The organism is Paenibacillus liaoningensis, from assembly GCF_059609455.1.
The window spans coordinates 1-25040 of record NZ_JCAALU010000003.1; the positions used below are offsets into that span (position 1 = coordinate 1).

A 25040-nucleotide genomic window follows, 5' to 3' on the forward strand; every position below is an offset into this window, starting at 1 on the left:
CAACTCCGATCATGCGACCAAGTTGTGTATCCGGTATTAGCATTCGTTTCCGAATGTTATCCCAGTCTTACGGGCAGGTTACCTACGTGTTACTCACCCGTCCGCCGCTAACTATCAGGAGTGCAAGCACTCCATCAAGTCCGCTCGACTTGCATGTATTAGGCACGCCGCCAGCGTTCGTCCTGAGCCAGGATCAAACTCTCCATTTAGGATGTCTTTTCTTTCGATCGAGATCGAAGGGAAAAGAGCATTTGGTTTGACTTGCTCATTACTTTTTTGTATCGCTTTACATTAACTAAGTTAATGTGGCAGTTTCACTCGTTGTTCAGTTTTCAAAGAACAATTTCTCTTGCTTGCGTTTCGTTCGTGTCTGCCGTATGTCTCAGCGGCGACTCATATAATATATCACGGGTGCCTAGAAGATTGCAAGTGTTTTTTCAAAAAAATATTCCCTTTTTCATTTTTATTTAAAAATAACATTCAAACTACCGTTCAAAATACCTCACTATAATGAAGTAATTATTTTAAACCCCTTATAATTTACTGATTCCATGGATTAAAAACTTTCGTGAAAGGGACTGCTGCCATCTTTCTTTCCTATAAGACATCCCTTTTCTGAATATTGCAGTCTATGGCTTTATTGATTCCAATGCGGACAAAATCGTTTCTTAATTGTCAGTTAAAGGCTCATAAGCAAACACTATAGCATAGAAACAAGCCTCGTTCAGCGTTCAACTGCTGGGACAAGGCTTGTTTTGCGTTAGGCAGGCGGATGATGGGGATGCCCGAAGGGAATCTTTTTCACCAAAAATGTTTCCGCTTCCAAACTACCATACAAGTATGGTAGTATAGCAAGGTGAAACGGCTGTCGCCGTCCTTTGGCGGGGCAGTGCGTTTCATTCCGAGAAATATAGAGAAAGGATGGCATAATTATATACTTTCCTATATTTTGAAAACATAACTTTCAACCTAAAAAAAGAGCTTGCCTACTGAGGAGGTGAACGATGGATTTTACGATAAAGCCCACTGCCGTATCGACGCGGGATGCGATTTATTTGACGCTGAAGGAGCAGATTTTGAGCTTGGAGCTGCCGCCCGGTACGAGCATTTCGGAGAAGGAAATTTCCGTAAAGCTTGGCGTCAGCCGCACCCCCGTTCGGGAAAGCTTTGTTCGGTTGGCGCAGGAAGGGCTGCTCGAAATTTTTCCGCAGCGCGGTACCGATGTGTCGCTCATTGATTTGGAGCTGGTCGAGGAAGCCCGTTTTATGCGCGAGCAGTTGGAGACTGCGGTTATCCGCCTCGCCTGCATCAGCTTCCCTGCGCAGCGGCTGACGGCGATGCGTCACAATCTCGCCTTGCAACGGGCTTGCGTAGAAAGCCAAGACTACAAAACGATGTTTGAGCTGGACGAAGCTTTTCACCGCACGCTGTTTGAAGGCTGCCGCAAGAGCAACACTTGGGCCGTCATCCAGCAAATCAACGTCCATCTCAACCGCAGCCGCATGCTGCGTCTCGCTGCCGATCACCATTGGGAGCATTTGTACGAGCAGCATCTGCAAATGGCGCAGGCGATTGAAAGCAGCGATACCCAGCTTGCCGAACGGCTGATGAAGGAGCATTTGAACCTGACGATTGCCGATCAGGCGCTATTGAAAGAGAAGTTCCCTACCTACTTCAAATAATCGGAGGCGAAAGGCACTATGAAAATGGTATTTCGTTGGTTTGGCGAAGGCAATGACACCGTCAGCCTTGACCAAATCAGACAAATTCCCGGCACGGAAGGCATCGTCTGGGCGCTGCATGACGTTCCTGCTGGCGATGAATGGCCGATGGACAAAATTATGAAGATCAAAGAAGCAGCGGACAAAGCCGGCCTGCACATCAAGGTCGTGGAAAGCGTCAATGTTCATGAGGACATTAAGCTCGGCCTGCCAAGCCGTGATTTGTACATCGACAACTACAAGAAGACGATTGCCAAGCTTGCGCAGGTCGGCGTCAAAGTCATTTGCTACAACTTCATGCCGATTTTCGATTGGCTGCGTACCGATCTTCATAAGGAGATGGAGGACGGCTCGACGGCGCTTTTTTATGAAAAAGCGATGATTGATAATGTTGATCCCTTCGATCTCGTTAAGCGCATCAACGAAAATTCGAAGCTGACGATGCCGGGCTGGGAGCCGGAGCGGCTGCAATATTTGACCCAGCTGTTTGAGGCCTATCAAGGGGTTACTCAAGAGCATCTATGGGCAAACGCGAAATATTTCCTCGACGAAATTATTCCGTTTGCTGCTGAGCATGACATTAGAATGGCCATTCACCCGGATGATCCGCCTTGGCCGATTTTTGGCCTGCCGCGCATTATTACAGGGCAAGATAATATTCGCCGTTATCTCCAATTACATGACAGCCCTTATAATGGTCTCACTTTATGCAGCGGCTCGCTGGGCGCCAACCCGGAAAATGATATCGTGTCGATGATTCATGAGTTTGCCGATCGTATTCCGTTCACGCATATTCGCAATGTGCGCGTCTACGAGAATGGCGATTTCATTGAATCGTCTCACCGCACACAAGATGGCACGGTCGATATCGCCGGTGTTGTTAAGGCCTACCATGAGGAACAATACGAGGGCTACTGCCGTCCGGATCACGGCCGCCACATTTGGGGCGAGGAGTGCCGTCCAGGCTACGGCTTGTATGACCGCGCACTCGGCATTATGTACCTTTGGGGCTTATGGGATGCGTATCAGAAAGCGGCTGCTGCGGAAGGAGCTGCTGCAAAGTGACCGAAACGGTAAATTTACCGAAGCATGCCTCCATCGAGGGCAAAGTCGTCGTCATTACAGGCGGCGCAGGCGTATTATGCCGTGCAATGGCGCTGGAGCTTGGACGGCAAGGAGCGAAAATCGCCGTGCTTAACCGCACACTAGAGAAAGGCGAGCAGGTTGCATCGGACATTAATGCGGCGGGCGGCCAAGCAATTGCTGTCGCCTGCGATGTCACCAATCAACAAAGCGTTGCAGCCGCTGCCGAAACAGTGCTTGCCCAGCTTGGTCCTTGCGACCTGCTTATCAATGGTGCGGGAGGCAACCATCCGAGCGCCAATACGACGAATGAGACGTTCCAGCCGGAGGATTTGGATAATCCTGACGTCACCTCGTTCTTCGACTTGAATGTGGACGGCTTCCGCAATGTGCTGGATTTGAACTTCGTCGGCAGCCTTATTCCGACGCAGGCTTTTTCCAAGCATATGCTTGGCAGGGCTGGTGCAGCCGTCATTAATATTTCGTCGATGAGCGCACCGTCGCCAATGACGAAGGTTCCGGCTTACAGCGCAGCCAAAGCGGCGATCAACAATTTCACGCAGTGGCTTGCTGTCCATTTGGCTGATGCCGGCATTCGCGTAAATGCAATTGCTCCGGGCTTCTTCCTGACCCAGCAAAACGAGCGGCTGCTGCTGAATGAAGACGGCTCCCATACGGCGCGGGCAGGCAAAATCATTTCCCACACGCCAATGCGCCGCTTCGGCTCGCCGCAGGATTTGCTTGGTACGCTGCTCTGGCTCGCGGATGAGCAAATGTCCGGCTTTGTCACTGGCATTGTCGTGCCGGTTGATGGCGGCTTTATGGCCTATTCCGGCGTCTAGCTTATTTCTTGGAGTCTGCGTACCGAGAGTCAACTTCGTGTATGGGCTTTTGGCGGACTCGGCAGCCGCTATTTCAGCCGAATCATGGGTTATGGCAGAGGAACCGGACTCAGGAGACGCTAATGTGCTTTCCAACGTTATTTTGATGAGAAAATCAAGGCAATAACGGATCTCCTGTCCGCGTACGACCTCAAATCAATTCAAAAGCCAAAATAGCGGAACCTCAGTCCTTCAGAAAAAGAGACAGCGTTCCCAGGCTGTATGGTCCCTGCCCTGCAGCACTCGCACGCTGAGATTCCTTAAGCTTTTGCCTTGAGCCGTTAGATGAGATCGGCTTCGGATAAGCACTACGTACGTATGTATGAGTATACGGATTCTGGTTTGCATACACACCCTAACAAGCAGCGCCCCTCCTAAATGAAGAAGGGGCGCTGCTTGTTATTAATAGGCTTTCAAAAAATAACTATGACATCACTAGATCACCTGCGGCAGCGCAGCCAGCTGCTCTTTAAGCTCAGCGACATCCCCAGCGCTAAGATCAAGCTGCGGCGCTCGCATAAAGCCGGCATCTATGCCGCGAAGCTTGAGCGCTTCCTTGAAAAAGGACATATTCGCGCCGCTTCTCAGCACCTCGCAATATTGAATCGCGATGCGCTGCCATTCGCGGGCCTTATCCAAATCTTTCGCCTGGTAGGCGTTGTATACCGCCACAAACGGCTCCGGATATACGCACGATACCCCGGAAATCACACCGTCACAGCCCATAGCGAGCGCCGGAAGGAACAAACGGTCAGCTCCCTGCATTACGGAGAAATCGCCGCCTTTTATGGACAAGTACTCATTCGTGCGCAGAAAATCCGGATAGCTGTATTTAACGCCAACTACGTTGCCGCAGCGCTCTGCTACTCTCTGCGCAACATCCGTTTTGAGATCATTGGCTGCGCATTGCGGGATATTGTACAAATAGACGGGGAAATCAGCGGGCAGACTGGACGCTACCGTCACATAATATTGCTCCAGCTCCGCGTCGTTCGCGCCAAGGAAAAACGGCGTGACTACACCAACACCGTCAGCCCCAATTTGATGGGCATGCTGCGCCAGCAAAATCGTATCATTCTGCGTTGCCGCACCTGCATGAATAAATACGGTAACTCTTCCAGCCGCTGTTTTCACGACCGTCTCCGCAACCGCTTGGCGCTCGTCAACCGACAGCCGCACCATCTCTCCTGTCGTCCCCAGCGGGAACAGGCAGTGTATGCCTTTGGAAATCAAAAATTCGGTCAGCGCTTCTACCTTCGCCAAATCAACCTGTCCTTCTTTAGTGAAAGGCGTCACCATCGCTGTCGTTACACCGTACAAACGTTTCATCGTGCCAATCCCTCTTTCTATTTATGGTTTAGTTAAGGCTGTAAGTTAACGAAGCAAATGAACAGGGTCCTTGCCTGCAAAAATATCCAGCAGCGCCTGCGCCGTGTCTAGGCCAACCCGGTAATACGTCTCTGTCGTTTCCGCTGCGGTATGGGGCGTTGCAATCAGCTTGTCCAGCTCAAAAAGCACATTGTCCGCCGCTACCGGCTCCTGCTCGTACACATCGATTGCCGCTCCGGCGATGCTGCCCTTTTTCAAAGCGCTGTACAATGCCCGCTCATCGACGAGCGCGCCCCGAGCCGTATTGACGAAATAGGCTGCTGGCTTCATCCGGCCAAATTGCTCATCGCTCATCATATGATACGTTTCCTTCAGACTGGGCAGATGCATGCTGACGACGTCGCTCTGGGCGAGCACTTCATCGGAGGAGACAAGCTTGACCCCGAGCGCCTTCGCCTTCTCTTCATTCGGATATTTGTCGTAGGCGATGATCTCTACATCAAAGCCTTGCAGCTTCTTCGCTACCATCTGGGCAATGTTGCCGAAGCCAAGCAGCCCGACTGTGCGATCCGCCAGCTCCATGCCGACGGTGCGGTCCCAATAGCCGCGTCGTGCCGAACGCTCAAGCGTCGGGATATTGCGCAGCATCGACAATATCAGGCCAATCGTCAGCTCCGCTACCGCATTGGCGTTGCCGCCCGGTACATTCGCCACCTTGACGCCGTATTCCTTCGCCTTCGCCAGATCAATATTGTCGACGCCAACGCCGAAGCGGGCAATGCCCTTCAGCTTTGGCGCCAGCTTAAAAATCGCCTCATCCCATGTATCTACGCCGGCTACGACCCCGTCGATATCCGCGACAAGCGGAGCAAGCTCTTCAAACGTATGGGGACGGCCAAGCTGGTTCTCGATAATTTCGCAGCCTGCCTCCTCCAGCATTCGCTTCGCATCGGCGCATAGCAGCGAATAGTTCGTCGCCGTCACTAGAACTTTATGCTTTGTGCTCATTATTTGACTCCTCCAACGGTCATCCCGCTAACCATATATTTTGATGTAAACAAATACATAATAATGACTGGAATAGAAGCGATAATCGAGCCGCCCATCAGCGGCCCCCAAGCGAATACGTCGCCAACGATCATATCCGACAGGCCCAGCGTAATCGTCTTGTCGCTCGTTTTCGTCACGATGACGAGAGCATATAAATATTCGCTCCAGCACAGCGTGAAGGCAAAGATGAAGGTTGCAGCAAGCCCAGGAGCAGCGAGGGGAAAAATAACGCTCCACATCGTGCGCGCCCGGCTGCAGCCGTCGATCATTGCCGCTTCCTCAATCTCTCCCGGAATCGATTTAAAATAGGAGACGAGCATCCAAGTCGCATATGGAATCGTAATGGTCGGGTATATAAGCATGAGACCATACACCGAATTGCTAAGGCCAATCGCATTCACCAGCATATAAAGCGGAATGAACAGCACCGCGCGCGGCATCAAGTAGGCGTACAAGATTCCTCTGGATATAAAGCCGCGGCCCTTGAACTGCAACTTGGAAATCGCATAGGCAGCCAGCATGCTGAACAAAATCGACAGAAAAGAAACGATCAGCGATACGTAAAGGCTATTTTTAATATTTGATAAAAAGCCCTTCTCCGTCAGCAGCTTCTCATAAGCAGACCAGCTGAAAACTTGCGGCCAAAAGGACGGCGTCATATTGTAGATTTCCCCCTGCGACTTGAAGGACGTGTTCAGCATCCAATACAGCGGGAACAAAGCAAAGATCAATAAAAAGGCTAAAGCTCCATAGACGAGAACCTGTTTGCCGACTGATTTATTTTCCATCGTTTATCACCTAATCTCTGGATGAAAGCGAGCGCTTCGTCACGTAGTTGATCAGCAGAATCAACGGCGGCATCGTCATAATGGCGATGGCGATCGCTTTTCCAAGGCTCATATTCAAAAATCCGATCGTATAGCTCAGCGTTGACAGCACCTGTGTCGCATTGGCAGGCCCTCCGCGCGTCAGCAGCCAAATAATTTCGAAATCGTTCAAGGTCCAAATCGTAGTCATCACTGCAGCGAGTACCGTAACTTCCTTCACGGAAGGCAGCGTCATATGCCAGAAACGCTTGACCGCACCGGCCCCGTCCAGCATAGCCGCTTCATACATTTCCTTCGACACGGTCTGAAGGCCAGCAAGAATGGCAATGCCCATGAAGGGGATGCCCCGCCATACGTTAACCAGAATGACCGAGAACATCGCAAGGTCCGGCCTTGCCAGCCAGCCAAGCGGTTGATCGATCAGATGGACTTTCAATAGCAGAAAGTTCAGCACTCCGCCAACATCGGAGTAAATCCACTGCCAGGTAAACACCGATACGATAGTCGGGATCGTCCAAGGTAAAAATAAGAGGACACGGAACGTATTGCGGAATATGATCTTTTCATTAAGCACAAGCGCCATAATCATGCCAAATACCGTTTTGAACAACACGGCTACGCCGGTAAAAACAACAGTATTCCACGTCGCTTTCCAGAATGCCGAATCCTGCAGCAGCTCTAAATAATTGCCGAGCCCGATAAAAACCGCATCCGCTCCTACGACTTTATTCGTAAAGCTTAGATAAAGCGCCCAGCCAAATGGCAGCACCATAACCGCAAGCAGATAAATCAATACCGGGCTCATGAGGAAATAAGCCAGTTTATTGTTTTGGTTTGTATTCAAGCCTCATCCCGCCTTACTTAAAGGCATTGGAGGGCCAGACGCTCTGGCCATCCTTCGCCGAATTAATAACAGCTTACTTTACAAAAGCTTATTTGCTGTAAACCTCTTGAATTTTAGCCTGCATATCTGTGATTGCCGCTTCCGGCGTGTAGCTCGTTTCAAGCAGCAGCTTCTGGAACGTATCGTTGAGAATGCGAAGATTGAACACTTCCCCCGCCTTCGCATTGTACTCGCCAGGATAGCCGAGGAAATTAAAGCCAGCAACGGATTCAACAAATGCTTTGTTTTTCTCGTCTTGCCACACCGCTTCCTTCGCCAGCTCGTCATATACGGGAGCCGTCAGTGGAGCACCCTTCTCAATCCATGACTTATACCAGTCTTTATCCAGCATGTAGGAGATGAATTTTTTAGCCAAATCCTTGTTTTTCGAATCTTTGAAAATGCCGAGATTGTTGCTGATGCCTGGAATAAAGGTGCCTTTAGGACCGGCCGGGTAAGGCGCTATGCCTGTTTTTTCATATAAGTCCGGGTTGTCCTTCTTAATCGTCGCGAGCACGCTGCCCGTGTTAAAAATCATCGCCGCTTGTCCGCTCAAGTAAGCTTTATTGTTGCCTGCGTCATCCCAGCCGATTGCGCTTGGCGGCGTGCTTTTATCCGTTAAGAAAATATCGCGGATAAACGAAGCGGCCTGTACCGTTTCCGGCGAATCCGCAATGACCATTTTGCCGTCCTGCGTATCGACAGAGCCGCCATAGGACCAAATAATGCCGCGAGTCAGAAACTCGGCATCGGAGTTGCCTTTGCCATAGCCCATGCCGATTCCATACAGGCCTTTGCTCGTGTCTGTCAGCTTTTTGCCCATTTCCCTAAGCTCGTCCCATGTTTTCGGAGGCTCTGTATAGCCTGCATTGGCAAGCAAATCCTTGCGATAGTAGAGCACCTGCGTCTCGGTCCAGAAGGGCACACCGTATTGCTTGCCGTTGAACGTAATCGCTTTTTTCGTATTTTCATTAATGGCGCTTTTGCCTTGCAGGCTGGCCACCACATCGCTTACATCCTCCAAAACGTCTTTTCCGTAAAATTGCCCAATTTCCTGATAACCGAAAAAGGATACATCCGGTACCGATTTGGATTCAATCGCCGCCGTCCACTTCGGATAAAAATCCTCGTAGGCAATCAGCTCCACATTTACGTTCACATTGTTTTCTTCTCCAAATTGCTTCGCACGCTCTGTAATTAACGTGTTTTGATCATCAAACAGCTGCTTCTTCATCCAAAAGGTAAGCGTTGGCTTCTCGCCGCTGCCCGCCTGCGCGTTCGCCCCGCCGTTGTTCGCCGTTCCCTCATTGCCTGCATTCCCGCAGCCTGCCACGACAACTGTCAACAAAGAAACTGCTACTGCTTTTTTCACTCCGTTTTTCATAGAAATGCTGACCTCCCGTTTCGCTTTTTTTCACGTACAGCATCATCTGAGTTGAAGCGCTTTCATGCTTCTGTCCCTATCTTAATTCGAATAGTTAAAAGATAATATGACAACAATTTAATCGAATGATACAAAATTAACACAATTCCACTACCGCCTTTTTCCGGTGAAAAATAGTACAAAAAAACAGCACCGCTCCATCGCTCGGATTGCGGCGCCGCTGTTATGGCCCTTGTCTATTTCAGTTCCTTGCCGCCCTCCAGCTTTTGCCGGTACTCCTGGGGGGTCAGGGAATAATATTTTTTGAACACCTTATTGAAATAATTCGGGTTCTGATAGCCTAGCTGGAGCGCGACTTCATAGCTTTTCAGGGCTGGATTGGCCAGCATGGATGCCGCCAGCTCCATCTTGAGCCGCAGCACATAGTCACTCACATTTTCGCCCGTCGCCAGCTTAAAAATCCGCGACACATGAACCGGATGCATAAACAGATAATCAGCGATCGCTTGCAGCGTCACATCGGTGACGAGATTTTTCTCAATGTAGCTGCGGATTTTGCCTACCGTTATTTCACGTTCATTTCTCGTATCGTTCTCCATGCTTTGCCGCAGCAGCCGGAATGCTTCGTCTAGCCAGCTTTTCAACGCCGTAATGGAGCGGCTTGGCAGCAGCCCGCTCATATCCGATAAGCCGGGGCCGATCATCTCCGCCAATTCACGCCCGTTTTTGTGCGCGAAGGAGCTGAACGAGGCATAGATGGAGAAAAACACTTCCATCAGATGCTCCGGCGAATCCGGCCAGCCTTGATTCAGCTCGCTCCAGATGCCGCCAAGCTTCTGCTCGGCCATTTCCCAGCTGCCCGACTCCATCAAATGAATGAGCATCGGCGGCTCGTATAGCCGCTGAAGCGAATGAACCGGCAGCTGGCGGGCGATATCGCTGGCGACATGGATAAACAGCCCGCTTTGGCTGCCAATCTGCCGTCGCAGCGCCAGCAAAACATCCTCATACCGCTGCCTGACATCATGCGGGAACAACCCCCACTGGCTGACGAGCACGGATACCTCTCCACTCAAATAATGATTAACGCTGAGCTGAAGCTGCGAGGCTTTGAGCTGGAGCTCCTCATCCAGAGCTTTGCCCTCATCTGATGAACCGTACGGCGGCTCTTCACCCTCCCCTTGCTTTTCCGCCATAGGTGGTCCGCCAGCGCTTTCTGGCATTTCCGTAACAATGCCCACCAAGTAGCCGTGAATGGTTTTACATGTCCAGAGACGAAAACGCTCCTCAAACAGCTCCTCCGCCATATTGCTCACAGCATATTCCATCAGGGACAGGCTATAGAAATCCATCTCCGACAGCTTGCCCTCAAGCCGTACGAGCATCAGCGCAAAGCGTTGTCCCATGGCAACCGGAATTTTGAGCGATTCCAGCTTTTCGGGCAGCCGCTCCGCTGAATATTTGCGTCCCTCAAGCAATTCATTCAAGAGCTCGCCCTGAAGCTTCGGCAAATTCTCTTGAAAGGCTCTTGCAACGCGCTGATGGAAGCTCTTCTCGTCCAGCTCCTTCTTTAAAGCCTGAACCGCCCCGCTCACCTTTTCTAAAATGTGGTCGTCACTAATCGGCTTTAATAAATAGTCATACGTTTCATGGGCAATAGCCTGCTGCGCATAAGCAAACTCGGCATGCCCAGATAATAAAATGCATTTAATCCGCTTCCAGCTCCTGCGCACCTGCTGGAGCAGCTCCAATCCGCTGATGCCCGGCATCCGAATATCCGTAATCAAAATATCGATCGTATTCGTATTTAAAATTTCCAGCGCCTCTATGCCGGAATAAGCTTTGAACACAGCGCCGATCCCGATTTGCTCCCATGGAAGCGTATCGGCAAGGCTGTCCACCACGCTCGCCTCATCGTCCACAAGCAGTAGTCTAAATGCCAGCTGCTCCTCCATCACGCTTCCTCCTTGTCCTCCCAAATGATTTCCGTACGAAAGCCATCCAGCGGTGAAGGCGAAGCGGAAAACTGCAAGCCCGAATGCCCGCCATATAGCTGTGTTAGCCGTTGATGCGTATTCCATAGGCCGCACCCGGTGTGCTCATCCAACGGGACAGCGAGCGACATTCGCAGCTTGACCATCTCCTCCTTCGTCATGCCGCTGCCATTATCATCGACGATGAGCCGGTTCAAGCCGTTCTGGCGCAGCCCTTTAATATGGACAATGCCAAATTGCAGCTGGCTTTCAATTCCGTGGACGACTGAATTTTCCACAATAGGCTGAATGAGCAGCCGTGGAATGGGCAAATCCATCATCTCCTCAGGAATATCTATTTCATAGTGCAGACGCTGGATACGAAGCTGCTGAATAATCAAATAGTTTTCCACCAGCTTAAGCTCCTCGCGCACCGTCGTCATGCTGTTTTCCATCCGCGTCGTGTAGCGATAGTATTCGCCTAAATTCAGCGACATCGCCACGACTGCCTCCTTATCGCCGAGATTCGCCATATTTTTAATATAAAATAGACAGTTGTATAAAAAATGCGGATTGATCTGCGATTGGAGCTGCTTCAGCGTCGCTTCCTTGGAGCGCAGCGTCTCCATGTACACCTTGTCGATCAGCTCCTGAATCTGCTCCGCCATCTCATTAAAGCTGCTGAACAGAAACTCAAACTCATTGTTAGGACGCTGCTTCAGGCGGGTGGAAAACTGCCCGTCCTTGATGCGCTGCACTCCCCGCACCAGCAGCACAATCGGGCGCTGGACATTGCGGTACAGCAGCAGGGTAGACAGAACGCCGAGCGCCATTAGCAGTGCTATCGAGATATAAAACAGATTGCGGCTCGTATTAATCGGTGCGAATACGCTAGCAAGCGGCACAACATCGACCAAATACCAGCCGAGGCTTGATGATTGGATATAATTTACAATATATTGTTGGCGGTTAATTTCTAGATTGAGACTGCCGCTGCCCGCGAGCTGCAAGCTTTCCAGCTGCTCCATCGCCTGCGTAACGAGCCGGTAGTTGCCGTTAAAGCCCATGATCGGCGCTTCGCCGGGATGATAAAGAAAAGGCTCGCGCGCCTCATCCTGCTGGAGCGAATTGAGCATATTTTTTAAATTGGCATCGGTGAACCGTACCTCCACATACAAATTCGGCATGTCCGACTGCTGCATGCGGCTGAACAGCATTTCCTTAATGCCGAACGTTGTCGCATATTCATGAACCCATTTGCCCATGTCTCTGGCTTCAAGCTTCTGCTCGTCATAATGGGCGGAATAATCCGTCGAAATCAGCTCCTTGGTGTCGCGCAAATATAAAATAATTTGGTTCGTCCAAGCACTCGTCGTCGTTTGCATATTCAGCATATCCACAAGTCGCAAGTGGCGCTGGAGCTGGAGCTGGACAAGCTCATCATTTTTTCCCCGGCCCTCCACATACTCCCGTATGCTGTAGTCGCGGCTTGCCGAGGTGGAATGCTTCACTAGCTGATCTACCATCATGTCGAGCTGGCTCATAAAAAAACCGAGACGGTTAAGATTCTGCTCCTTGATCGTCGTCTGCACCACATCTACGCTCACTTGGTTCGAATAGCCGTAAAGCAAAATAATCGGGATGAGCAGCGCAATAATTAAAGCTATCATTTTCCGAAATGTCGTCATCTTCATCGCTTTTCCTCCGCCTTACGTTATAAGTTCAGTCTCCTTGGCTGCTGCGGGTCACGGGAATCAACGCCATTCTACCATCATTTTCGGGCAAAAGAAAACGCTTACCTAATCTTGCATAAGCAGAAAGGAAGGTTCACTAGAAGAAAAACGCAAATGAAACAGGCATCTTCCGCACAAGCCGCTTGTGCAAAAAATGCCCGTTTTCCTTATTCATAATAAATGATTGCTGCTTATTATTTTAGCGCCGCTTGAATTTGGTCGAGCACCAAATTAATCGCTACCGGGCCATAATAGGCAATCCACAAATTCGTATCCTCTTTGTAAACATGGCCGTTTTGGACGGCTTTCAGGCTTTTCCAAATAGCTGAGCTTTCAAATTCCTTCGTCAGCTCCACATTGCTGCTGTCCTCCATCAGAAAGAGATGGTCAGCCTCCAGCTCAGGAAGCTTCTCGAGCGACAGCGACGCGCTGCTGTTCTCTGCATCTACAGCCATTGCAGGCGGAGTTAGCCCCAACTGGTCGTACAAAAGCGCGGCTGTACGGTGGGCCGTTGTATGCAGCCTGACAATATTGTCACGCGGTCTTAGCACCGCGAACGTCTGCCCTTTGTATTTTTCGGACAGCTCGGCTTTCAGCCCGGAAATTTTGCTATTGTATTGATCCAGCACCTGCTGCGCTTCCTGCTCCTTGTCCATAATGAGGCCAAACGTTTTCAGCGTCGTCTGCCAATCCTCATTGCGTTCAAAAATAAGCGTCGGCGCGATTTTGGTCAATTGGTCGTAAATTTTATCCTGAAACTCCGTACCAATAATAATGTCCGGCTCAAGAGCGATAATCGCTTCCACATTAGGCTCATCCTTCGTGCCGAGTGTAACGACATCTACCAGCTTGCCCGCCATGTAATCCGGGAATTGCGATTTTTCCGACTCTGTCACTACACTGCCGGAAGGCTGCTCTCCAATGGCAATGAGCTGATCCATGAACTGGGTATCAAGCACAGCAATACGCTGCGGCGTTTGTTCCAGCTTCAGCTCGCCCTTCATATGCGTAATCGTGCGCGGCGCGCTTTCCTTCGAGCCCGTGTCCGTTACGTTCGGCGACGCGGTTATGCTATTTGATGGAGCTGCTGCTCCGCCCCCTGCACTTGTGTTTGTGCCCGCCGCGCCTGAGCATGCGGCTAACAGCAAAGTCAGACTTAACAGCAGGCTAACCGTCCATCCTGCTTTAATGCTTCTGTTTGTGTACATCATTCCAGCACCCCTAAATTGGTATTGATAATGATTTTCATCACTACCTTTACCACTATACGGACGCCGCCTTCTTGCAGCAATTACATATCGCGACAACCCGGATGGATTATGACGACTGCCTTCCATTTGCTCTCCAGCCCTTTTAAAGCTGCTCGGGGAGGAGCCTACATGCTTTTTAAAAATGCGGCTGAAATAGTAGCTGTCCGGATAACCAACTGCAGCTGCGATATCCTTCAATGAAGCATCTGTGCCTAAAAGCAGCTCGCGCGCTTTTTGCATCCTCACTTGAATCAAATAATCGATGGGCCCCGCCTGATAGCGGGCTTTGAACAGGCGCTGCAGCTGCCTTGGGCTGCAATGGAGCAGCTCGGACAACAGCGCAAGCGTTACCGCCTCGCCATAATGCTCATCCAAATAACGGCTGGCCTGCGCCGCGATATCCGGTACTGCCGTTGCAATCTCTTGATGATGCAGCTGCCCTAGCAGCTCGCAAATAAGCTGGTAAAATAGCGATTTCGTCCGCAGCTTCTCCAAAGCGCCTGCCTGCTTCCATTCCTGCTCCATCCGGACGATTTTCAAATACATTGCGGCATGATGCAGCGGCGCAAAGCCATACTGCATGTGGAACGGCTTGCTGCGCTCCAGCAGCTGCACGAGCTCCTGACGCGCTGGCGGCGACAATGACGCTTTATAAAAAATAAAATAATATTCAAGTGGACCAGAAGCTGGCTCCATATCAAGAAACGCCCCTTTGCCTGCATGGCAAAGATAACAGGACTCGGCGCGATGCTCCACTCCATCAAGCATGATCCGCCCCTGCCCCCGCGCGGTAAAAAGAAAAGCGCTCGCAGGCAGCTGATACGAGCGCAGCTCCTCACCTAGCTCCAGCACCGCATGCCGGATATCAAGCACCTTGAGGGAGGCTTGGTTCCACAATTGAATGTGTTCATTCAAATTCATCGCTCTTGTTCAACTCCTATGGATCTACTGGGCCAGACCGTAAAGCACCTCTCCCCATTATAGTGATAATAATTCTCACTGTCGATTGGAAGATGTGAGGAATACAGCACAAAAAGCCGTCGAATCAATGATTGATTTGACGGCTAATATGGATTCAACTGTTTTTAATAGTTAAAGAACAGCCTTATAAACTGTTATAGCTGTTCTGTTCTGTTCTCTTGTCTTTTCTTGTCTTTTCTTTAACTGTAAGCGGAAGTATGTTTGAGTTGATTGGACTTTTGGTAGTTCAGACGAATGTGACTCAGCCTATGGCTGGATTACATTCGTAGAACGGACAACGGCCAGGCAACCAATCATACTGTAGCAAATCATACTGTAGCAGCATTCCACTCTTGCTTGAGACCCATAGGCTCCTCTTGGAACAGCCTTGCATCCATCAGCTTGAGCTCCGGTGAAATGAGCGGCTCAAACGCCAGCAGATCAAGAATATCCCGCTGCAAATCGATTCCCGGGGCAATTTCGCAAAGCATTAAGCCGCGTGCCGTAAGCTGGAACACCGCCCGCTCCGTAATAAAAATAACTTCCTTGCCGTTTTGCGCCGCCTCGACACCATTGAAGGAAATGTCCGCGAGCGCGGGCACGATTTTGCGGAAGCGTCCTTCTTTTGCAATGTCGACCTTGCCGTCATTTACTTGAACAGAGAGGCCGCCAGCGGTAAAGGTGCCGCTGAACACGACTTTTTTGGAGTTTTGGGCAATATCGATAAAGCCGCCCACGCCCATAATTTTCCCATTGAACTTATGAACGTTCACGTTGCCCGCTTGGTCCATTTCAGCAAAGCTCAGGAAGCTGACATCCAGACCGCCGCCATCATAAAAATCGAACTGGTATGGCTGGTCAAGCACCGCCCTAGGGCTGATCGTCGCGCCAAAAATAATACCCTTCGCTGGCGTGCCGCCAATCGGACCCAGCTCCACCGTAAACGTCAGCGCTTCGCCAACGCCCTCCTCGGCTGCCACATAGCCAACACCATCGGAAATGCCGACACCCAGATTGGCTACGGCTCCAGGGAATGCCTCCATGAATGCCCGCCTTGCGATAATTTTGCGTTCGGTTAGCTGCAAAGGCTCAATGCCGCCCTGTACGGCAAGCAAATCGCCGCTCATATAGCGGTTGCTTTCCGTCTGGTACGTCTGCATTTGCTCTGGAACGACAACGACGGCGTCGACTAGGAAGCCGGGAATTTTAATCGTTTTCGGATGCTGCGAACGAGCTTGAACCATTCGCTGCACTTGTACGATGACGATGCCCCCGCTATTTTTCGTAGCTTGTGCAATGCTCAGCACATCCAGAAAAGTCGGTTCATCCTCCATCGTAATATAACCGTCTGTATCAGCAGTCGTACCACGAATAATCGCGACATCCGGCTTAATGGACGGATAGAACAGCCATTCCTTGCCGTCGATTTCCATCAGGCGAACAAGCTCCTTCGTCGTACGCTCATTCAGCTTTCCGCCTTGCTGGCGCGGATCGACAAAGGAGCCAAGCCCTACATGGCTCAAAATACCAGGATGCCCCGCTGCCGTGGAGCGGAACAGCTGCGTAATGACACCTTGCGGGAAGCAATATGCTTCAATTTGGTTCGTCTCGGCAAGCTCCGACATTCGCGGCGACTGCCCCCAATGCCCGCCAATCGCTTTGGCGCACAGGCCGGCAATGGCGATCGGGCTCATCCCTCTATCTGCCCGGTCACCGAGACCGGTTGTGTGAAGATAAGTCAGCCCGCTTGGCTGCTGCTCTTTATGATAGCGGTCTGCGAGCGCTTCAATAACAGCGGTTGCCTCGACAATTCCGCCGCCGGCGCCGCTAAAGGCGACCGTGGCTCCGTCAGGAATGAGGCGCACCGCCTCTTCAGCGGTTAAAACGGGAACCGGGCCGGTTCTTTTTTTCAAAGTTGCATTAGACATGATGGATAATTCTCCTTCTTCGGCTGCTTTCGTCTGTGCTGCTGGATAAGTCGAGCAAATCAGCGGTTAGAGTATTACACTTTCTGAACGGCGTCGCCTGCGAAAACAGGAGGACGCTTCTCGAAGAAGGCTTGCATGCCTTCCTTGAAATCTTCGCTTTCCGCAACCTTTTGCGAAATATCGAGCTGCGTCAAATCAAGCCATGACTGCTCCGGCATATAAATGCGGGTAAGCGCCTCCTTTACAGCGCGGACGGCCGAGCCGGATTTTGCGGCAATTTCCTCTGCCCAGCGGTAGGCCAGCTCATAGGCGGTTCCTTCGCTTGCAATCTCGTTGACTACGCCCAAGCTAAGCGCTTCCTGCGCACTCATTGGCTTGGCGAACAGCATAAACTGCATCGCTCTTCCTGCTCCGATGAGACGGGTGATCCGATAGGCGCTGCCGCTTCCTGGGAATGAGCCAATGTTTACCTCCGGCAAGGACAGCACAACATGAGGTGCAGCTACCCGCATATCACAGCTAAGCGCCCAGTCGAAACCTCCGCCATAGGCAGAGCCGTCCAGCGCGGCAATCGTCGGAATCGAAAGGACGGATAGGCGGGTGCGCAGCCGGATCTCGCTTTCCATTTTGTCGCTGACATACGTATCTTTGTCCAAATGCTGCTGTATTTCATTCATGTCTGAGCCCGCCGAGAAAACTTTGCCATTATGGGTAAGCACAACCACGCGCAGCTCCCCATCCGACTCAATATCGGCTAAAATCTTCTCAAGCCGTGCAAGCCCGTTATTCGTCCCCAAGTTCAGCGGAGGATTGTTGAAGCGGATAATTCCGATACGGCCTTCCTTGTGAAATTCAATTCCCGGATTTGCTGACATGACAAAAACCACCTTAATATGAGATTATAAAATATATTTTGCTGTCCTATTGAACAGCTGCCGTTCGTCATTAGATCGATCTAATCTTTCCATTGATTATAAAAAACGGCATCCCCCCTGTCAACAGCTGGATGGGGAATCTATAGTCATTCCATAAGCTGCGATTATGTACTATAATTTTCACTAATGAAAGAGGTGTGACTGATTGTGGGCGATAAAAAAGAAAAACGCGTAACGCTTCAGGATGTCGCGAAGGATGCAGGCGTATCACGCGCCACGGCATCGCTCGTCGTCAGAGGCAGTACGTCCATTACTGAGCAGACGAAACAGAAGGTTCTTGCATCGATGAATAAGCTCGGTTATGTCTATGATCGCGTCGCAGCAAGCTTTCGCTCCAGACGCTCTTCTACTGTGGGCATCATTATTACGGATATCGGCAATCCCTTCTTCTCTGAGCTGCTCACCAATTTGCAGGATCGACTCGATGAACTCGGCTATACAACGCTGCTTGGCATGACTTTTGAATCGGAAAGCAAGCAGGAGCGAATACTGGAGACGATGCTGGAGCATCATGTTTGCGGCATTATTATGGCTCCCGTAGCGGGTACAAACCCTGCTGTATTTGCCCGACTGAAGCAATTAAACGTCCCCTGCGTCCTTATCGGCCGTGAAATTTCCGGAGCACGCGTTGATTATATCGGCACTGACTTCCAATGGGGCACGAAGATGGCTGTCCGGCATTTGGCTGACCAAGGGCATAAGCATATTGCTTTGCTTGGCGGTACGCCTCATACCTCTGCTTATAATGAGCGGCTCGCTGGCTACCTGGAAGGACTTGAGGAATCACGCATCCCCACCGATCAGCGTCATATTATTCCTGGCCCGCCTACGCGCGAGAGTGGCGCTATCATTATTAACCAGCTGATCCGGCAGGACAAGCTGCCTACAGCGGCGCTGTGCCATAACGATATCGTCGCGCTTGGCGTCATCGTCGGCCTTAGGGAAAATCGGCTTGTTGCTGGCAAAGATATGGCTCTCGTAGGTTTTGATGATATTAAAGAAGCCGCTACTGCAAATCCCGGCCTGACTACCGTTGCCGTTGGCTCCGGCCAGTGGGGAATCGAGGCAGCGAACCTGCTGCACCAACGAATCAGCAGCGAGACGCAAGCACCGCAGGAGACGGCTAGAATTATTTTGCCGCCAAAGCTTGTTATCCGCGAATCCTCGACACATTTTATGGGCGTGCATTAATCGATGCACCCCCGTCATTTAGATGGCGAAATGGTCATTGACATTCAATTTTTAACTTGCTATAATTCCAACAAAACTAATAGGAAATAGACGTTACGCGTTTATTTACTAATAGAATCAAGCGCGAACGGTTTCGCTGGCTACAGCAGCACCCGGACACGTTTGGCTTATAATTAGATCGATCTACTAAGAGGAGGCTTTTGTCAACATGTTTGGAAAAAAAAGTGTGGTCTTATTAATGCTTGCCATGACGTTAGTACTGGGAGCATGCGGGTCGAAAACGACTAATGATTCTGAAAGCGCTAGCTCCGGCAACAAAGCAGAAAGCAAAGAATTAAATCTGGCTACGTTCGGCGTCAGCATTGGGTTCTCCAAGAAAGACGGAGACAAGCTGGAAGGTTATGATATTGCCGTAGCAGAAGCTGTTGCCAAATATTTGGGCTACACGAAAGTAAACTGGACGACTGCTGATATGGCAGGCATGTTCGGCATGCTGGACGCTGGCAAAATCGACACGATCGCCAACCAAGTAGAAGCTAACGAAAAGCGTAAAGAAAAATATATCTTCTCCAACACTTATATTTATTCCGGAGCACAGCTAATCGTCCGTGCGGATGATGATTCCATCAAAACGCTGGCCGATTTGAAAGGCAAGAAGATCGGTGTTGACGTTGGTACAAGTAAAGAAGCTTACTTGCGCGCCAATGATCCTAACAATGAGCTGAACATTACAACCTATGAAGATCCAAGCGTCATTCTCAACGATGTTGCGCTGAAACGGATCGATGCTTATATTATGGACCGCGCCGGTGCACAGCTGCTGATCGACAACTCAGGCCTTGCTTTGAAAAAAGCGGGAGACCCCGTTTACACTTACGAGGAAGCATTCCCGTTCCCTAACACCGAAGAAGGCAAGAAGCTGCGTGATTCCTTCAACGAAGCGCTTGAGGCTCTTGCAAAAGACGGCACACTGACGAAGCTGTCCAATGAACATTTGAAACAAGACATCAGCAAGGCTAGCTAATCGATGAATTTCGATACAGCGTTTATATTCGAAGCGATACCCAAGCTGCTGAAGTATTTGCCGATGACGCTGATGCTGGCGGTCGGCTCGATGCTTCTCGCTTGTCTTATGGGTATTGTGCTGGCGCTCATCATTAACAATAAAATTTTTATTTTGTCACCGGTGGCGAAGGTTTACATTTCCTTCTTCCGCTCGGTGCCTACATTGGTTACGCTGTTTATCTTTTATGTGGGAATCCCGCAAATTTTTCCGGAATTTACCTTTATTGATGCGATTACCGCAACGATCATTGCCCTCAGCTTTAAAAATGCCGCCTATTTGGCGGAAGAATTCCGTGGGGCGCTGAATGCGGTCGACAGCGGGCAAATGGAAGCCTGCCTGTCTGTCGGGATGACCAAATGGCAAGGCTTCCGCCGAGTCATTTTGCCGCAAGCGATGCGGGTTGCCGTTCCGAGTCTAGGCAACTATTTGATTATGCTGGTCAAGGAGTCCTCGCTCGCCTTTACAGTTGGTGTGACCGACATTTTTGCGCAAACGAAAATTTTGGCCAGCAACTCCTTCCGTTTTTTGGAGAGCTATATCGCCGTTGCCCTCATTTATTGGGCCGTAACGATTGTGCTGACCATGCTGCAGGGAAAATTGGAAAAGGCAATGAGCAAGCCTTATCGATAGGAGTTCTGTTATGCTAAAAGTGAGCGGGTTAAGCAAGCATTTCGGCGATAACGAGGTGCTGAAGCAAATCAATCTGGAAGTGAAGCGCCGCGAGGTTGTTGCGATTATTGGACCATCTGGTTCGGGCAAGTCCACGCTGCTTCGCTGCCTCAACCTGCTGGAAACGCCGGATGCCGGCCATATTGAAATCGATGGCTTTGAGGTCGATGCGAGAAGGCTGAAGAAATCGGATGCCTACGCCTTGAGACAAAAATCAGCGATGGTTTTCCAGCATTATAATTTATTCAAAAATAAAACGGCGCTGCAAAACGTCATTGAAGCGCTCATTGTCACCAAAAAGATGAACAAGCCCGATGCCGAAGCACTCGGCCACAAGCTGCTGGATCAAGTAGGGCTGGCAAGCAAGGCGAACAGCTATCCTGCCATGTTGTCCGGCGGACAGCAGCAGCGCGTAGCGATTGCTCGTGCACTGGCCGTTAATCCTGCGGTGATTTTACTCGATGAGCCGACCTCGGCGCTTGACCCTGAGCTTGTAGGGGAAGTGCTGCAGGTCATCCGCTCGATCGTTGATACGGACACAACGATGCTGATTGTGACCCATGAAATGTCCTTCGCCCGAGAAATTGCTGACCGCGTCATCTTTATGGCGGATGGCTCAATTATCGAGGAAGGCGATCCGCAAAGCCTGTTTGGACAACCACAGCAGGAACGGACGAAGAAATTTTTAGGAACGGTCTTTTCCAAAAACTGACGACAGGGGAAGAGGCAAACGATGACTCGCACACATAATTTTAGCGTACAGCTCGATCGACGTCATACCGATTCACAAATGCATACCCTATTTCCAGAAGATGTACTGCCTATGCACCTGGCCGAAACAGATTTCACCACGGCACAGCCCATTATTGATGCGCTCGCTGCACGGGTAGACCATGGCATGTTTGGCTACGTGGCCGAAAGCGAAAGACTGGCGCTTGCTGTCCAGCATTGGATGGCAAGCCGCTTTCAATTTCCTATAGAACCAGCATGGGTCGAGTATTCCCCATCTGTTGGTTCTTCCCTCGTATTTGCCGTCCAAGCTTTCACACAGCCTGGCGACCGGGTGTTGATTCAGACGCCTGTCTATCATGCTTTCCACAGCTTGATCGATAATAGCGGACGCATTAAAGCGGAAAATCCGCTCAAGCTGCACAATGGACGCTACGAGATCGATTTTGAGGATTTGGAGCGCCAGCTCAGCAACCCGCGTACGAAGCTGATGCTGCTTTGCAATCCGCATAATCCGGTCGGACGCTGCTGGACCAAGCTTGAGCTGACCAGAATCGCCGAGCTTTGCCTGCGCTACCATGTATTCGTTGTCGCAGACGAGGTACATGCTGATCTGGCTTACGAGGCGTTTACCCACATTCCGCTGCCAGCCATTTCGGAAGAAATCGCTCAGCAATGCATGGTCACCGTCAATCCGAGCAAAACGTTCAACCTCGCAGGCATGCGCGCATCTGCCGCTATCATTCCTAATGAGCGCTGGCGTGAAGCTTTCCGCATTGCCCTTATCAACAACAAAGCGATTGACCGTCCCGTGTTCGGCATAGTGGCATTGGAGGCTGCCTATTGGCATGGCGGCTACTATGTAGATCAGCTCGTTGCGTACCTGGAGGAAAATGTACGGTTTGTAGGGGACTATTTGCGTGAGCACATTCCGCAAATCAAGCTCATTCAGCCGGAAGCCACCTATTTATTATGGCTTGATGCTCGTGAGCTGGGCCTTCCTCCGGAGCAGCTTGCCCCTTATTTTATGCGGGAGGCAAAAATTGCGTTCAGGGATGGCTCCTCCTGCGGCAATGGCGAAGGCTTTCTTCGCATGAGCGTCGGCTTCCCGAAAGCGGTGCTGGAACGAGCGCTTAACCAAATGAAGCAAGCCGTTTCCAAGCTCGGGTAACCTCCCGCTTAAGCGTTAATAGGCTGTTCTGTTCGCGAAGCTACAGCTGCGATGTTTGGCTTTGACAATAGCAGACAGCCGCGCAACATAAGCAAAAAGCCGTCCTGCATGGCAGCCACTAGGCTATGCAGGACGGCTTTTTTTATATTTAATTCCGTCTTTATATCTTTTCTACGCTAATCAGGCGTGCTATCGTGCTATCGTGCGGGCGCAGCTTACAACTTAAAGCTGCCTACTTTGTTTTGCAGCTCGGAAGCAATTTCAGATAAGCCGACTGCCGATGAAGAAATGCCCTCCATCGCATCAAGCTGCTGATTGCCAGCTTGCGTCACTTGGCGGAATGATTGTGACGACTCGTTTGCAATGCCCGAAACCTCATGAATCGACGCCGCTACTTCCTCGGCACTTGCCGACATTTCCTCCGTCACCGCCGATACATCATGAATTTGCTGGACAATCAGCCTCGTGGATTGTTCAATGCTTGCCAGCGCCTGTCCCGCTTCCTCCGTTATGCGCAGTCCTCCCCGCATATCCTCGGAAACTTTATATTTCATCATATCGTAAGTAGCTGCAACCAGCTTCGTCATCTGGCCAATCGTCTCCAATATTTGATCGGCTGTCGTCTTCGTCTGGTCTGCCAGCTTCTGCACTTCCTGTGCAACGACAGCAAAGCCTTTGCCGTGATCGCCCGCCCGTGAGGCTTCAATGGCCGCATTAAGCGACAAAAGATTCGTCTGCTTGGCAATGCCTGCTATCGCTGTACTCATTTGCGTCACCTGCGCGCTAAGATCATGCAGCTGCTCAATCTGCTCGGAGGATTGGTCGATGGATTCGCCGATTTTTCTCATTTGAACCGTTACTTCCTGTACTTTATCGCTGCCTTCTGCGACATTCTGCTCCGTCTCTTTCGACGATTGCACAATTTCGGACGATGCCTCAGCAATTCTCGTAATGCCGATCGCCATTTCCTCCATCGTTCTGCGCGTTTCGTCCGTCATACGCGCTTGATTGTCCGCACCTTGTGCTGCTCCGCCAATGAGTTCCGATACAAGCTCCACCGTCTTCGTATTTTCCGTTGTGCTTGCGCTAAGCTCCTGGCTGGCAGCGGCCAGCTGATTCGACGAATCTGCCACTTCCATTACAATACCGCGCAGCGAATCGACCATCGCGTTGAAATTTCCAGCTAGCTCCCCGATTTCATCCCGGCGCTTCGTCTCGACTTTTTCCTGCAAATAGCCTTCGCTTACCCGTCTAGCTGCACGGTTCAATTGCTCAATAGGCCTTGTAATTGCCCGGATAATAAAGAACAAAATGATGAATGCGGCAACCAGCGAAATGACCATGACGAGGAACGAATTAAGCAAAATAGGCAGTGCAGCCTCAGTAAACTCCTCAGTTGGCAGAGCGCCGACCAATTTTAATCCGGTATCCTTATTCGTGATGTAAAAAGCTTTGCGTTCCACATTGTTAATCGGATCGTTGTAAAAGAGCTCCCCGCTATCTTGCTCCAGAATAGTCTGGATACCTTCGTTACTAATCGGTGTTCCCACTTCAATCGTAGGATGTGCCAAAATAACGCCCTGCTGATCCATCAAATAAACAAAACCCTCTGAACCGATTTTAACATTTTGAATTAATTGCCCGATTGCTTCTACGCTCAAAGCAACCGTAACGCCGCCCTGACCATCGGCAAATGTTTGAGATACGGTAATCGTATACTTATTCGTCGTTGCTGATAGGCCCGGCGGGGAAACGATAGCCTCTCCCGGAGCCGCCATAATTGCCTTGTACCAAGAGCGCTCCCGCGGATCATAATCCTCCTGCCCCGGATTCGGCGATTTCATCCAGCTGCCGTTCGCATTGCCAAGCGTTACAATTTCCACCTCTGGATGGTTTGCCGTAAAATTGTCGATAAGCGCCTGAGTCGTCTCAGCCTTTTCATCTACGGCTGCCGATGAGAGCAAATAAGCTAGCTGCTTCACATTGGCTTTCTCAAGCCCAACGATTTGATCGATCGCCATATTGAGCGAGGATACGGTAGAAGCTGCTGTTTGTCCCATTTTATCTTGAAGCTGAATTTTAGCATTGGTATAAGAAAAGAATGTAGAAACGAGCAGTGAAAAGATCAGCATCAGGGAAATGTAGAGAAGAAGCCTTCCTCTGAGCCTCCTCATATAAAACTTTTGCTTCCATTGCGATTTTTTCTTCATCTCTCTCTTCTCCTTCATGATGTAATGTCCCCAGCTTGTATTTATTGTATATGTAATATAGTCGACA

Annotated in this window: 19 protein-coding genes and 1 rRNA gene; 8 read left to right on the plus strand and 12 right to left on the minus strand. The window is 50.5% G+C overall.

What is annotated here, in order from left to right:
• Window positions 1-209 (minus strand): 16S ribosomal RNA (locus AC6B99_RS04620); the annotation flags it as partial.
• Between the two features lie 795 nt (window positions 210-1004).
• Here AC6B99_RS04620 and AC6B99_RS04625 point away from each other — a divergent pair.
• The 3 genes from AC6B99_RS04625 to AC6B99_RS04635 are packed head-to-tail and all read left to right on the plus strand — an operon-like array spanning window position 1005 to window position 3646.
• A complete protein-coding gene (locus AC6B99_RS04625) occupies window positions 1005-1682 on the plus strand; it encodes a GntR family transcriptional regulator (protein ID WP_056037280.1) in 678 nt (225 codons plus the stop codon).
• An 18-nt stretch (window positions 1683-1700) separates the two neighbouring features.
• Window positions 1701-2786 carry a mannonate dehydratase gene (gene uxuA, locus AC6B99_RS04630; RefSeq protein WP_056037284.1) on the plus strand — a complete coding sequence of 362 codons (1086 nt, stop codon included), beginning with the start codon at window positions 1701-1703 and terminating at the stop codon, window positions 2784-2786.
• Window positions 2735-3646 (plus strand): SDR family oxidoreductase, encoded by a 912-nt coding sequence (locus tag AC6B99_RS04635; RefSeq protein ID WP_496662862.1) that lies wholly within the window; start codon window positions 2735-2737, stop codon window positions 3644-3646. Before uxuA ends, AC6B99_RS04635 begins: the two co-directional genes overlap by 52 nt.
• 474 nt (window positions 3647-4120) lie before the next feature.
• Here the strand turns inward: AC6B99_RS04635 and AC6B99_RS04640 are convergent, their stop codons facing one another.
• The 10 genes from AC6B99_RS04640 to AC6B99_RS04685 form a co-directional block, all read right to left on the minus strand.
• Window positions 4121-5014: a dihydrodipicolinate synthase family protein gene (locus AC6B99_RS04640; protein ID WP_494881622.1), complete on the minus strand. Its 894-nt coding sequence runs from the start codon at window positions 5012-5014 to the stop codon at window positions 4121-4123.
• A 45-nt stretch (window positions 5015-5059) separates the two neighbouring features.
• On the minus strand, window positions 5060-6022 hold the full coding sequence (locus AC6B99_RS04645; RefSeq protein ID WP_056037294.1) for a phosphoglycerate dehydrogenase: 963 nt from the start codon (window positions 6020-6022) through the stop codon (window positions 5060-5062).
• Window positions 6022-6852, minus strand: a complete 831-nt coding sequence (locus tag AC6B99_RS04650) for an ABC transporter permease subunit (RefSeq protein WP_494881626.1) — start codon at window positions 6850-6852, stop codon at window positions 6022-6024. The genes AC6B99_RS04645 and AC6B99_RS04650 overlap by 1 nt, the downstream gene beginning before the upstream one ends.
• 10 nt (window positions 6853-6862) lie before the next feature.
• Entirely contained in the window at window positions 6863-7735 is an 873-nt protein-coding gene (locus tag AC6B99_RS04655) for an ABC transporter permease subunit (RefSeq protein WP_494881628.1), read from the minus strand.
• An 88-nt stretch (window positions 7736-7823) separates the two neighbouring features.
• Entirely contained in the window at window positions 7824-9158 is a 1335-nt protein-coding gene (locus tag AC6B99_RS04660; protein WP_496662863.1) for an ABC transporter substrate-binding protein, read from the minus strand.
• 236 nt (window positions 9159-9394) lie between these two features.
• A complete protein-coding gene (locus AC6B99_RS04665; protein WP_496662864.1) occupies window positions 9395-11113 on the minus strand; it encodes a response regulator in 1719 nt (572 codons plus the stop codon).
• On the minus strand, window positions 11113-12825 hold the full coding sequence (locus tag AC6B99_RS04670) for a sensor histidine kinase (protein WP_496662865.1): 1713 nt from the start codon (window positions 12823-12825) through the stop codon (window positions 11113-11115). Before AC6B99_RS04670 ends, AC6B99_RS04665 begins: the two co-directional genes overlap by 1 nt.
• Window positions 12826-13058: 233 nt before the next feature.
• Window positions 13059-15035: an ABC transporter substrate-binding protein gene (locus tag AC6B99_RS04675; RefSeq protein ID WP_496662866.1), complete on the minus strand. Its 1977-nt coding sequence runs from the start codon at window positions 15033-15035 to the stop codon at window positions 13059-13061.
• Window positions 15036-15403: 368 nt separating this feature from the next.
• Complete coding sequence (locus AC6B99_RS04680) at window positions 15404-17002, minus strand: acyl CoA:acetate/3-ketoacid CoA transferase (RefSeq protein WP_496662867.1); 1599 nt, start codon at window positions 17000-17002, stop codon at window positions 15404-15406.
• Between the two features lie 74 nt (window positions 17003-17076).
• Window positions 17077-17877, minus strand: a complete 801-nt coding sequence (locus tag AC6B99_RS04685) for an enoyl-CoA hydratase/isomerase family protein (RefSeq protein ID WP_056037315.1) — start codon at window positions 17875-17877, stop codon at window positions 17077-17079.
• A gap of 207 nt (window positions 17878-18084) precedes the next feature.
• Here AC6B99_RS04685 and AC6B99_RS04690 point away from each other — a divergent pair, with 207 nt between their 5' ends.
• From AC6B99_RS04690 to AC6B99_RS04710, 5 genes are all read left to right on the plus strand, one after another.
• The gene (locus tag AC6B99_RS04690) at window positions 18085-19128 is read left to right on the plus strand and encodes a LacI family DNA-binding transcriptional regulator (protein WP_056037317.1); all 1044 of its coding nucleotides are present in this window, start codon (window positions 18085-18087) and stop codon (window positions 19126-19128) included.
• Window positions 19129-19336: 208 nt separating this feature from the next.
• A complete protein-coding gene (locus AC6B99_RS04695) occupies window positions 19337-20152 on the plus strand; it encodes a transporter substrate-binding domain-containing protein (RefSeq protein WP_099518622.1) in 816 nt (271 codons plus the stop codon).
• Between the two features lie 3 nt (window positions 20153-20155).
• Complete coding sequence (locus AC6B99_RS04700) at window positions 20156-20824, plus strand: amino acid ABC transporter permease (RefSeq protein ID WP_056037323.1); 669 nt, start codon at window positions 20156-20158, stop codon at window positions 20822-20824.
• Window positions 20825-20834: 10 nt separating this feature from the next.
• Window positions 20835-21575 (plus strand): amino acid ABC transporter ATP-binding protein, encoded by a 741-nt coding sequence (locus tag AC6B99_RS04705; RefSeq protein WP_056037326.1) that lies wholly within the window; start codon window positions 20835-20837, stop codon window positions 21573-21575.
• Window positions 21576-21596: 21 nt separating this feature from the next.
• Complete coding sequence (locus AC6B99_RS04710; protein ID WP_496662868.1) at window positions 21597-22763, plus strand: MalY/PatB family protein; 1167 nt, start codon at window positions 21597-21599, stop codon at window positions 22761-22763.
• A gap of 215 nt (window positions 22764-22978) precedes the next feature.
• Here the strand turns inward: AC6B99_RS04710 and AC6B99_RS04715 are convergent, their stop codons facing one another.
• Window positions 22979-24973, minus strand: a complete 1995-nt coding sequence (locus tag AC6B99_RS04715; protein WP_496662869.1) for a methyl-accepting chemotaxis protein — start codon at window positions 24971-24973, stop codon at window positions 22979-22981.
• Between the last annotated feature and the right edge of the window lie 67 nt (window positions 24974-25040).